We start from the raw sequence: 11743 nt of genomic DNA, 5'->3' as shown, positions 1-11743 counted from the left end.
GGCAGCATCTCAGTCCTCGTCGGGCCACCGGCGGGCCGACAGGTCGGTGACCATCGCGATGAGCCCGGCACGCAGCTGCGGCAGGTCCGGCACGGCGTCCCCGAGCACCCGCTCGGCGGCCTGTCCGTCCCCGGCCTCGGCCAGTGCGGTCCGCCCGGTACCGGTGACGCTGACCTCGACCCGGCGCCGGTCGACCGTGGACCGCGCCCGGCTGACGTGGCCGTGCCGCTCCAGCCGCTCGAGCACCCGGCTCATGGTCTGGTCCTCGACCTGCACGGCCTGCGCGAGCTCGCGCTGGGAGCGCGGGCCGCCGGTCAGCATCCAGAGCACCGCGAACCCGGCGTGGTTGAGCCCCCACTGGCCCAGGTGGGCGTCCCAGGCGTGCTCGACAAGCCGCGCGGCGGTGGACAGCAACCGCCCGGTGGCCCAGGTGGAGGGGTCGTCGGCAGGACGGTCCGCCATCCCCACCTCCCCGTTTTGCTCAGCATGCTGAACATCCTGCTAGATTCCCTCAGCAGGCTGACCATTCTGCCCCGTCGCCCACCAGCACGCAGGAGCACCCCGATGGCCCACCCCGACAGCACCCGGTCCCGCCGACGGCTGCGCTGGCTGCTGCCCGCGCTGCTGGTGGTCGGCTGGCTCGCGCTGTCCTCGGTCGCCGGGCCGTACAGCGGCCGGCTGTCGGAGGTGCAGTCCAACTCCCAGAGCGACTTCCTGCCCAGCAGCGCGGAGTCCCAGCGGGTGGCCGAGCTGTCGGCCGGGTTCAGCGACACCGAGGCCTTCCCGGCCTACCTGCTGCTGGAGTCCGACACCCCGCTCAGCCCGCAGCAGCTGGAGGACTTCAGCGCGTTCGCCCAGTCCCTGCCCGACGTCGAGGTGCCGGTGGAGGGTGGGACGGCGCAGCGGGTCGGGGACTTCCTGGTCCCCGGGCCGATCCCGGTCGTGCCCAGCGACGACGGCCTGGCCGCGCTGGCGCTGGTCTCCTTCGACAGCGGGCTGACCAGCGCCTCGCTGCCCGACGGCGAGAGCCCGATCACCGTCGCGGTCGAGCAGGTCCGGGCCGCGGTGCCCGACCTCGGCGGCGAGGTCTACGTGGCCGGGCCGGCGGCCACGACCGCGGACCTGGTGAGCGCCTTCGGCGGCATCGACGGCACGCTGCTGCTCGTCGCCGGGATCGCCGTCCTGCTGATCCTGCTGGTGGTCTACCGCTCGCCGGTGCTGCCGTTCTTCGTGCTGCTCACGGCCGGGTTCGCGCTCACCACCGCGAGCCTGGTCGTCTACCTGCTGGCCGACGCCGGGGTCGTCACCCTGGACGGGCAGGGCCAGGGCATCCTCTCCATCCTGGTGGTGGGTGCGGCCACCGACTACTCGCTGCTCCTGGTCGCCCGGTACCGGGAGGAGCTGCGCCGGCACGACGACCGGTACGACGCGATGCGCCGGGCCTGGCGGCAGACGCTCGAGCCGGTCGCCGCGAGTGCCGCCACCGTCGTGCTGGGCCTGCTCTGCCTGCTGCTGGCCGACATCGGCCCCACCCGCGGCCTCGGCCCGGTGACCGCGGTGGGCATCGTGTCCGCGGTGCTCGCCGCGCTGACCTTCCTGCCCGCGCTGCTGGTGCTGCCGGGGCGGACGTCGGCCGGTGAGCACGGCCGGTGGGTGTTCTGGCCCGGGGTGCCGCACGTGGGGTCGCAGGGCCCGGAGACCACCGGCGTCTGGGCCCGGGTGGCCGCGCTGGTCGGCCGCCGTCCGGTCGCCGTGGGGGTGCTCAGCGCGCTGTTCCTCGTGGTGCTGGCCGCCTTCGCCCCGACCCTGGACACCGACGGCGTGAGCCAGACCGACACCTTCCTGGACCGGGTGGAGTCCGTGGTCGGCGGCGAGGCGCTGGCCCGGCACTTCCCGGCCGGCTCGGGGTCACCGACCCTGGTCGTGGCGCCGGCGGACGAGCTCGAGGCGGTCACCGAGGTGGTCGGCGGCGCTGCGGGCGTCTCCGACGTGCAGCCCACCCCCGACCCGGCGACCGGGGAGCCGCTGGAGGTCGACGGGCTGGTCCAGCTGCAGGTCACGCTCGTCGACGCCGCGGACTCCCCCGCCGCCGAGGACGCCGTCGCCGCGCTGCGCACCGACCTCGACGACGTCTCCGCCGACGCCCTCGTGGGCGGGACGACGGCGCAGGCCCTCGACGTCCGGGACACCTCGGTGGCCGACCGCGACCGGATCATCCCGGTGATCCTGCTGGTGGTCTTCGTCGTCCTGGCGGTGCTGCTGCGGTCGCTGGTCGCACCGCTGGTGCTGCTGCTGAGCAACGTGCTGAGCTTCGCGGCCACCCTCGGGGCCGCCGCGCTGGTCTTCGACCACGTGCTCGACCTGCCCGGCGGCGACCCGACCGTGCCGCTGTACGCCTTCGTGTTCCTGGTCGCGCTGGGGATCGACTACTCGATCTTCCTGATGACCCGGGTGCGCGAGGAGTCCCTCGAACACGGCACCCGCGCGGGCGTCCTCACCGGGCTCTCGGTCACCGGCGGGGTGATCACCAGCGCCGGCATCGTGTTGGCCGCGACCTTCGCCGCGCTCGGGGTGCTGCCGATCCTCTTCCTGCTCCAGATTGCGTTCCTGGTCGCCTTCGGCGTGCTGCTGGACACCTTCGTCGTCCGGTCGCTGCTGGTGCCGGCGGTCGTGCGGCTGCTGGGCGAGCGGACCTGGTGGCCGCACCCGATGTCACGGCGCAGGCCGGAGAGCGCGGGTCACTGACGCCAGCGGTACTCCAGCTCCGGTCGTCCGGTCCCGCCGTAGCGCGGGGTCCGGGCGACCAGCCCGGCCTCGGCCAGGTGCTCCAGGTAGCGGCGGGCTGTGATCCGGGAGGCCCCGATCAGCTCCCCGGTCTCGGCCGCGGAGAGCCCGTCCCCGCCCCGGACGGCGGCGACCACCGCGTCCAGGGTCTCCCGGCCCATCCCCTTGGGCAGCGGCGCCGGCCGGGCGGGGCGGGCGGCCTCGAGCACCCGGTCGACGGCGTCCTGCCCGGTGACGTCGCCGTCGGCGCGCAGCTGGGCGCGGTAGTCGGCGTAGGCGGTCAACCGGTCGCGCAGCGCGGCGTAGGTGAAGGGCTTGAGCAGGTAGCCCACCACCCCGGCGGCCGCCGCGGCCCGCACGGTCGTCAGCTCGCGGGCCGAGGTCACGGCGAGGACGTCGACGTCCCGGCCGGCCGCACGCAGCCGGCGGACCAGCTCGATGCCGTGCGTGTCGGGCAGGTTCATGTCCAGCAGCACCAGGTCCACCGGCAGCCGGCCCAGGGCGTCCCAGGCCGCCTGCCCGGTGCCGGCGACGGCGACCGCGGTGAACCCCGCGGTGCGCTCGACGTAGGCGCGGTGCGCGTCGGCGGCGACCGGCTCGTCCTCCACGACGAGCACCCGCAGGTCGTTCACGAGTCGGCCGTCTCGCGCAGCGGCAGCGACACGGTGAACTCCGCACCCGGGCCGGGCCGCACGGCGACCGTGCCCCCGTTGCGCCGCACGGCCTGGGCGACCAGCGCCAGGCCCAGCCCGCGGCCGGTGCCGCGCGGGCCGTCGTCCTTGGTCGACCAGCCGCGCCGGAACACCGCCTCGGGGTCGCTCACCCCGGGGCCGGTGTCCTCCACCCGCAGCTCCAGCCGGCCGTCCTCGGTCCACAGGGCCAGCTGCACCTCGCGCGGGGCATCACCGGCCAGGGCGGCGTCGATGGCGTTGTCCAGCAGGTTGCCCACGATGGTCACCAGGTCCCCGCCCGGGATGCCGGTCGCGCCCACCGCGGTGGCCGGGTCGATCTCCAGGGCCACCCCGCGCTCGTGCGCGGTGGCGGCCTTGCCCAGCAGCAGCGCGGCCAGCACCGGCTCGTCGACCGCGCCCACCACCCGGTCGGTGAGCCGCTGGGCCAGGGCGAGCTCGGCGGTGGCGAACTCCACGGCCTCGGCGCTGCGGCCCAGCTCGACCAGCGACACCGTGGTGTGCAGCCGGTTGGCCGCCTCGTGCGCCTGGGCGCGCAGCGACTCGGCGAAGGCCCGCACGCTGTCCAGCTCGCCGGTGAGGGCCTGCAGGTCGGTGTGGTCCCGCAGGGTCACCACCGCACCCACCGACCCGCCCTGCGGGGTGGCCGGCGCCTGGTTGACCACCAGCACCCGGGAGCCGCTGACGTGCACCTCGTCGACGGCCAGCCGCTGCCGGCCCAGCGTGGCCACCAGCTCCGGGGACAGGCCCAGGTCGCCCACGTGCCGGCCGGTCACGTCGCCCTCGAGCTCCAGCAGCCGGCGGGCCTCGTCGTTGACCAGCTGCACCCGCCGCTCGCCGTCCAGCAGCAGCAGGCCCTCCCGGACGGCGTGCAGCACCGCGTCGTAGTACTCCAGCATCCGGGCCAGCGGCTCGGCACCCAGGCCATGGGTCTGTCGGCGCAGCCGCCGGCTGATCGCCAGGCTGCCCAGCGCCCCGACGAGCAGCACGGCCGCCGCGACGCCCAGGATGCCCGGCAGCGCGGCCGCGACGTCGTCCCCGATGGCGGCGACGGTGATGCCCACGCTGACCAGCGCGACCACGTCGGTGGTGCTGCCGGAGCGGAACACCGGGGCGACGGCGCGCACCGAGGGGCCCAGCGTGCCGGCGTAGGTCTCGGTGAACGTCTCCCCGCGCAGCGCGGGGCCGATCGTGCCGACGAAGGGCTGGCCGATCAGCGCCGGGTCGGGGTGGGTGAACCGGGTGCGGTCGGGGGCCAGCACGGTGATGAAGGAGGTGTCGGTGTCGGCGCGGACCTGCTCCACGTAGGGCTGCAGCGCCGAGGACGGGTCGGGCTCGACGACGGTGGCGCGCACCAGCGGGGAGTCCGCGATCGTCTCGGCGATGCTCAGCGCCTGGGTGTCGGCCCGCGCCTCGACGGCGTCCCGGGCGTCGTCGACGGCGACCCAGCCCAACGCGGCCACGACGACGACGAGCACCAGCGCCTGGAGGGCGAGCAGCTGGCGGGCCAGGCTGCCGCCCCCGCGGGTGAGCAGGGCGGGGAAGCGCACGGGTGGAGTGTGCCGGTCCGGTGTCGGTGCGGTGTGAACGCAATGAACGCATGGGTGACGGCCATCACGGGAGACGCGACAGTCAGCGCGTCGCCGGACTCGGCGGCCGCAGTCAGGACGGCGCTCCGTCACCCCGAGCACCCCGTCCGCCACCGACTCCACAGGAGCAGTCCATGGCATCCCCCGGTACCGACACCGCCCCCCGGCAGAAGCGCGACAAGACCCACTGGCTCTACATCTCGGTGATCGTCGCCGTGGTCGCCGGCATCGTGGTGGGCCTGGTCTTCCCCGAGTTCGGCGTCTCGCTGAAGTGGCTGGGGACCGCGTTCGTAGGCCTGATCAAGATGATCATCGCGCCGGTCATCTTCTGCACGATCGTGCTGGGGATCGGGGCCATCCGGCAGGCCGCGCAGGTCGGCCGGATCGGCGGTCTGGCGCTGGGCTACTTCATCGCGATGAGCACGGTGGCCCTGGCCATCGGCCTGGTCGTCGGCAACGTCCTGCACCCGGGCGACGGCCTGCAGCTGACCGACGAGGTCCGCGGCGCCGGCGCCGAGCTGCTCTCGGAGTCCGCGGAGGGCGCCCCCGAGGGCACCACGGGCTTCATCCTGTCGCTGATCCCGACCACCCTGCTGTCCTCGCTCACCAGTGGTTCGGTGCTGCAGGCGCTGCTGATCGCACTGCTGGTCGGCTTCGCGCTGCAGGCCATGGGCAAGGCCGGCGCCCCGATCCTCACCGGCATCGGGCACCTGCAGAAGCTGGTCTTCCGCATCCTGGCGATGATCATGTGGGTCGCCCCGATCGGTGCCTTCGGCGCCATCGCCGCCGTCGTGGGCGCCACCGGTGTCGACGCGCTGAAGAGCCTGGGCATCCTGATGCTCGGCTTCTACGCCACCTGCGCGGTGTTCGTCTTCGTGTTCCTCGGCGCGATCCTGCGGGTGGTCGTCGGGATCAACGTCTTCACGTTCCTGAAGTACCTGGGCCGCGAGTACCTGCTGATCGTCTCCTCGTCGTCCTCGGAGACCGCGCTCCCCCGCCTCATCGCCAAGATGGAGCACGCCGGGGTCAGCAAGCCCGTCGCCGGCATCGTGGTGCCGACCGGCTACTCCTTCAACCTCGACGGCACCGCGATCTACCTGACGATGGCCTCGCTGTTCATCGGTGAGGCGCTCGGTGACCCGCTGAGCGTCGGCGAGCAGATCAGCCTGCTGGTCTTCATGATCATCGCCTCGAAGGGCGCGGCCGGGGTCTCCGGCGCCGGTCTGGCCACGCTGGCCGGTGGCCTGCAGTCGCACCGCCCCGAGCTGCTGGACGGCGTCGGCCTCATCGTCGGCATCGACCGGTTCATGAGCGAGGCCCGCGCGGTCACCAACTTCTCCGGCAACGCGATCGCCTGCATGCTCGTGGCGACCTGGACCAAGGAGCTGGACCGCGAGCAGATGAAGGCCGTGCTGTCCGGGGAGCGTCCCTTCGACGAGACCACGATGATCGACGACGGCCACGCCCCGTCGAGCACCGACGGCGACCCGGTCGACGCCGCCCCGGCCAGCGGCACCAACGCCGGCCCCGGCCAGCGCGACGCCGCCTACGCCGAGCGCGAGCTCGCCCGGGAGTCCCTGCGCTGACCCGCCCCACCCCGACGCCCGCGTCCCCCTCGAGGGGGCGCGGGCGTCGTGCTGTGCGGCCGGGGTGCGCCGGTAGCCTGCGCGGGTGGCCCAGCTGCCGACCCTCCAGCAGCTCACCTACTTCGTGGCCGCGGTCGAGCACGGCTCGTTCGTCGCGGCGGCCGAGGCCACCCACGTGGCCCAGCCCAGCCTGTCCGAACAGGTGCGCCGGCTGGAGCACACCCTCGGCGTGACGCTCTTCGTGCGCACCAACCGTCGGCTGCAGCTCACCGAGGCCGGCCGTGCCCTGCTGCCCGCCGCGCAGCGCACGCTGGCCGACGCGACGGCGCTGACCGAGAGCGCGCGGCACGTCCGCGAGCTGTCCGGCGGCACGGTCAGCTTCGGCACCTTCTCCAGTGCGCACCTGTACCTGCTCACCGCGCTGATCGGGGACTTCCGGGCCCGCTACCCGGGGGTGCTCACCCGGGTCGTGGGGCTCAACAGCTCCGAGGTGGCCGCCCAGGTGCGCACCGGCGAGCTGGAGGCCGGGCTGGTCCAGCTGCCGGTGGACGACCGCGGGCTGGACGTCGGGCCCACGGTGCTCACCGACTCCGTCGTCTACGTCAGCACCGACGGCGACCGCACCCGGGAGCCGGTGACGGTGCAGCAGCTGGCCGACGCCCCGCTGATCCTGTCCGAGGCGCGCTGGGGTGCCGAGGACCCGCTGCGCCGCATGCTCACCGACCGGGCGCGGGCCGCGGGTGTGGAGCTGCGACCGCAGATCGAGGTGGAGTTCCAGACCGCGGCGGTCGAGCTGGCCTCGCACGGCCTGGGCGACTCCCTGGTCTCCTACCTGGTCACCCGCTGGTCGGGCTACCCCGGCCGGCTCCACTGGGTGCGGCTGGAACCACCGGTGCACGAGCGGTTCGCGTTCATCACCCGCACCGGCGGGGTGCTGAGCCCGGCCACCCGGGTGTTCATGGACCTGGCGCACACCCACATCCGGGCCCTGCAACGCGCGGCCGACGGCGGTCCGGCCAGAGGTTAAGCCTTGAGCTGGCGTCCCGAACTGCCCGTTCACACGGCGCCCGGGGAGCCCCAGACTCGTCCTGACGCCGACCACCCCGGCCGGCACGGGAGGACCGATGACCACCAGCACACCCCAGCGGGTCTGCGTGATCGGCGCCGGTGCCGCGGGCCTGGAGGCGGTCCGGGTGTTCCGGGACGCCGGGCACGACGTCGTCGCCTTCGACCGCAGCGAGCGGGCCGGCGGGCACTGGCACACCGACTACGAGGCGCTGCACCTCATCACCCCGCGCGACGTCTCCTGCTTCGACGGCGTCCCCATGCCGGCGTCCTACCCGCTGTTCCCCAGCCGGGAGCAGGTCATCGCCTACCTCGACGCCTTCGCCGCCGACCACGACCTGCTCGCCCACGTCCGCTTCGGCACCGAGGTCACCGCCGTCACCAGCCCGGACGGCGGGGTCTCCGGCTGGGACGTCACCACCGCGGCCGGCACCGAGCGGTTCGACGCCGTGGTGGTCGCCAACGGGCACCACTGGGACGCCCGGCTCCCGGCGATGGCCGCGGACTTCACCGGCCGCTCGCTGCACTCCTCGCAGTACCGCTCGGTCGCCGACGTCGAAGGCCGCCGGGTGCTCGTGGTGGGCGCCGGCAACAGCGGCTGCGACCTGGCGGTGGACGCCGCGAACGCCCGGCTCGAGGTCTCCATCGCGATGCGGCACGGGCAGGTGTTCCAGCCCAAGACCTTCTTCGGCCGGGGCCGCAACCAGCTGCCCCTCCTCGCCAAGCTCCCGCCGTGGGCGGCCGAGCGGGTGCAGCGCGCCCTGGTGAGGGTGTCGGTGGGCAGCCCGTCGGACTACCCCGGCCTGCAGGAACCGGTCACCCGCAACCTCAACGAGCAGGCCCCGGTGGTCAACGACCTGCTCCTGTACTGGCTGCAGCACGGCCGGATCACCGCCCGCACCGGCGTGGTCGGGGTCGCCGGCCGCAAGGTCTCCTTCGCCGACGGCACCTTCGCCGAGTTCGACACCGTGCTGTGGGCGACCGGGTTCGCCGTCAGCCTGCCGTTCCTGGCCCCCGACCAGCTCACCTGGTCCGCCGGCGCCCCGCTGCGGGTCGGCGGCATGACGGTGCCGGTCGGCACCGCCCGGATGTACACCGTCGGTCTGGCCAGCCCGCGGGGCGCGCAGTTCCCGGTGTTCAGCGCGCAGTCCGCCCTCGCCGTCCGGCTGCTGGGCCTGGAGGGCCGCACCGCCCGCCCGCTGGACGTCGAACTGCTGGCCGCCGGCGCCCCCGACGACCGGGTCGACGTGCTCCGGCCGGTCTGGTCGCAGCAGATGACCCGGTCGCACCAGGTGCTCGACGGCCTCCCCACCCACCCGGCCCGCACCCTGCAGGAGAGCACCCGATGAGCGACACCGTCCTGGTCACCGGCGCCGCGAGCGGGATGGGCCGCACGGTGGTCGAGCGGCTCGCCGGCGCGGGCTGGCGGGTGCTCGCCCTGGACCGGTCCGCCGAGGCGCTGGACGCCCTGGCCGCCGAGGTGGGGCCGGCCGTCGTCCCGCTGGTCGCCGACGTGGTGGACCGGGCCGCGGTCACCGCCGCCGTGGACGGCCTCGTCGCCGGGCACCGGCTCACCGCCGTCGTGAACTGCGCGGGCATCTACCCGCCCACCCGGCTCGACGACTACTCCGAGGACGTCTACCGGCGGGTCTTCGACGTCAACGTGCTCGGCACCCTGAACGTGACCGCGGCCGCCGTCCCGCACCTGCGGGCCGCCCGTGGGGGTGCGGTGGTCAACTTCGCCTCCGTCGACGCCTTCGCGGTCTCCCCCGGCCAGCTGCTCTACAGCGCCTCGAAGGCCGCGGTCCTCTCGATCACCAAGTCACTGGCGATCGAGCTGGCCCCCGACGCGATCGTGGTCAACGCCGTCGCCCCCGGCTGGGTGGACACCCCCGGCAACGCCGCCACCGGCCGGATGGCGGCCGCCGCGGCCACCATCCCGCTCGGCCGGGTCGCCCAGCCCGACGAGATCGCCGTCTGGGTGCAACGCCTGGTCGAACCCGGCTACGTCACCGGCGAGACCGTGGTCATCGCCGGCGGCGCGGCCATGCGCTGACCCTCCCCGCTCCACCGGCACGACAGCTCGTCGCCGGCCCTCCCCCTCCCCACAGGAGACCGTGATGCGGACCCACCCCACCCTCGGACGGACGCTGGCGCTGGGCGCCACCGTCCTGCTCGCCGCCACCGCCTGCGGCGGGAGCAGCGACGACACGGACGCGGCAGCCCCCAGCAGCGACGCCGGCGCGAAGACCGTCAACGTCTACGGCGCCGACGGCAACATGAACAACGGCCTCGGCGAGGACTTCAGCGAGCCGGGCGTGCTCGCCGGGATGCGCGGCACGGTGCTGCTCACCGACCTGGCGCAGGACTTCCGGGACCGGCTGCTGGCCGAGGACCCCACGCTGGTCAACTTCAACACCGCCGGGGAGACCTACGACGCCGTCGTCATCACCGCGCTGGCCGCGCAGCTGGCCGGCAGCAACCAGGCCACCACGTTCGCCCCGTACGTGAACGGGGTGACCTTCGGCGGGGAGAAGTGCACGGACTTCGCGGCCTGCAGCGCGGTCATCGCCTCGGGCGGGAACCCCGACTACGACGGGATCATGGGCGAGCTGGCCTTCACCGAGCCCGGCGAGCCCTCGGTGGCCAGCTTCGCGATCGAGAGCTTCACCGAGGACAACCAGATCGACGAGGACGCCCGGGAGTTCGTCGAGGCCGGGGACATCGCGAACGCCGCCACCGACGAGGGCCCGGCGCCCGCCGCGCCGGGCACCACCGGGGCGCCGCTGGTGATCGGCAGCCTGACCCCGCTGACGGGCAACCTGAGCTACCAGGGCCCGCAGCAGATCGCCGCGCTGACCCTCGCCGTCACCGACGTCAACGCCGCGGGCGGGGTGCTCGGCGGCGACGTCCAGCTGGTCACCGGCGACTCCGGTGACGCCTCCACCGACACGGCCACCCAGACCGCCGACCGGCTGCTGCAGTCCGGGGCCAACGCGATCGTCGGGGCCTCGTCGTCCGGGGTGTCGCTGACCGTCATCGACGCGATCACCCAGGCCGGCGTGCTCATGATCAGCCCGGCGAACACCTCCGACGTGCTCACCGACTACGCCGACAACGGGCTGTACTTCCGCACCGTCCCGCCGGACACCCTGCAGGCCCGGGCGCTGGCCGACCTGATCGGCGGCGACGGCAACAACACCGTCGGCATCCTGGCGCTCAACGACCCCTACGGCACCGGGTTGGCCGAGAACACCGCCGCCGACCTGGTCGCCGACGGGCTGGCCGAGGACTCGATCGTGACGCTGGTCTACGACCCCCAGGCCGCCAACTACGACAGCGAGGTGTCGCAGATGGTCGACCTGAACCCCGACGCGATCCTGGTCATCGGGTTCGAGGAGACCAGCCGGATCATCGAGGGCCTCAACGCGCAGGGCATCGGCCCGCAGCGCTGACCGCTCCCCCGACCGCCCCCGACCCCGCCCGGGTCGGGGGCGGTCGGCGTTCCACGTGGAACGCGGGACCCCTCACGCGGGTGGCGACGCGGCCCCGCCGGTGAGCAGGCCCAGTCGCTTGGTGATCGCCGAGACCCGGTTGCGCGGACCGACCAGGCTCAGTGCCCGGCAGGCCAGCTCGGCCCCGGGCGTCGTCACCAGCTCGGCCAGGTAGCCGTCGTAGACCCGGTGGGTCTGGGCCGCCCGCGGCATGTCGATCACGAGCACCCCGGCCGACTCCACCGCCTTCGCCCGGACGGCGGCCAGTTCCTCGGCCGTGGCGGTCAGCACCGAGCAGCCGGCCCAGGGCAGGCCGGGGTGGTGCACGCCGTCGGCGTCGGGTCCGCCGTGGGCGAGCAGGTTGTCGACCGCCGCCCCGGTCGCGGCCGCCACGCAGGCGACGGCGTTCACCGCCTCACCGGCGGGCACGGCGGCGTCGACGACCACCACCCACTTCAGCCGGGCGTTGCGGGTCGGCTCGGCGGTGACCACCTCGTCGGGGAGGAAGCCGATCTCGTTCGCTGTCATGCCCGCAC

10 protein-coding genes are annotated in these 11743 nt (G+C 74.2%); 6 read left to right on the top strand and 4 right to left on the bottom strand.

What is annotated here, in order from left to right; genetic code table 11:
- Positions 1–9: 9 nt before the first annotated feature.
- Positions 10–462: a MarR family transcriptional regulator gene (locus tag F1C76_09490; GenBank protein QNG36799.1), complete on the bottom strand. Its 453-nt coding sequence runs from the start codon at positions 460–462 to the stop codon at positions 10–12.
- Between the two features lie 102 nt (positions 463–564).
- Here F1C76_09490 and F1C76_09485 point away from each other — a divergent pair, with 102 nt between their 5' ends.
- Positions 565–2745 carry an MMPL family transporter gene (locus F1C76_09485; protein ID QNG36798.1) on the top strand — a complete coding sequence of 727 codons (2181 nt, stop codon included), beginning with the start codon at positions 565–567 and terminating at the stop codon, positions 2743–2745.
- Here F1C76_09485 and F1C76_09480 read toward each other — a convergent pair.
- Both F1C76_09480 and F1C76_09475 read right to left on the bottom strand, forming a co-directional pair.
- Positions 2739–3416 (bottom strand): response regulator, encoded by a 678-nt coding sequence (locus F1C76_09480; GenBank protein ID QNG36797.1) that lies wholly within the window; start codon positions 3414–3416, stop codon positions 2739–2741. The genes F1C76_09485 and F1C76_09480 overlap by 7 nt on opposite strands.
- Positions 3413–4984: a sensor histidine kinase gene (locus F1C76_09475; protein QNG39131.1), complete on the bottom strand. Its 1572-nt coding sequence runs from the start codon at positions 4982–4984 to the stop codon at positions 3413–3415. The genes F1C76_09480 and F1C76_09475 overlap by 4 nt, the downstream gene beginning before the upstream one ends.
- A gap of 212 nt (positions 4985–5196) precedes the next feature.
- Between F1C76_09475 and F1C76_09470 the strand changes: the two genes are divergently transcribed.
- From F1C76_09470 to F1C76_09450, 5 genes are all read left to right on the top strand, one after another.
- Positions 5197–6648, top strand: coding sequence for a cation:dicarboxylase symporter family transporter (locus tag F1C76_09470; GenBank protein QNG36796.1), 1452 nt, complete (start codon positions 5197–5199; stop codon positions 6646–6648).
- Positions 6649–6733: 85 nt separating this feature from the next.
- Positions 6734–7675, top strand: coding sequence for a LysR family transcriptional regulator (locus tag F1C76_09465; protein ID QNG36795.1), 942 nt, complete (start codon positions 6734–6736; stop codon positions 7673–7675).
- Between the two features lie 97 nt (positions 7676–7772).
- Positions 7773–9062 (top strand): SidA/IucD/PvdA family monooxygenase, encoded by a 1290-nt coding sequence (locus tag F1C76_09460; GenBank protein ID QNG36794.1) that lies wholly within the window; start codon positions 7773–7775, stop codon positions 9060–9062.
- Positions 9059–9769, top strand: coding sequence for an SDR family oxidoreductase (locus tag F1C76_09455; protein ID QNG36793.1), 711 nt, complete (start codon positions 9059–9061; stop codon positions 9767–9769). Before F1C76_09460 ends, F1C76_09455 begins: the two co-directional genes overlap by 4 nt.
- Before the next feature lie 64 nt (positions 9770–9833).
- The gene (locus F1C76_09450; protein ID QNG36792.1) at positions 9834–11168 is read left to right on the top strand and encodes an ABC transporter substrate-binding protein; all 1335 of its coding nucleotides are present in this window, start codon (positions 9834–9836) and stop codon (positions 11166–11168) included.
- 72 nt (positions 11169–11240) lie between these two features.
- Here F1C76_09450 and F1C76_09445 read toward each other — a convergent pair whose 3' ends face one another.
- Complete coding sequence (locus F1C76_09445; protein ID QNG36791.1) at positions 11241–11735, bottom strand: DUF2000 domain-containing protein; 495 nt, start codon at positions 11733–11735, stop codon at positions 11241–11243.
- Positions 11736–11743 lie beyond the last annotated feature (8 nt).

The sequence above is a fragment of the Geodermatophilaceae bacterium NBWT11 genome (genome assembly GCA_014218215.1).
GTDB lineage: Bacteria > Actinomycetota > Actinomycetes > Mycobacteriales > Geodermatophilaceae > Klenkia.
The sequence above is the reverse complement of the archived record's forward strand: the minus strand, read 5'-3'. Positions and strand labels throughout refer to the sequence as shown.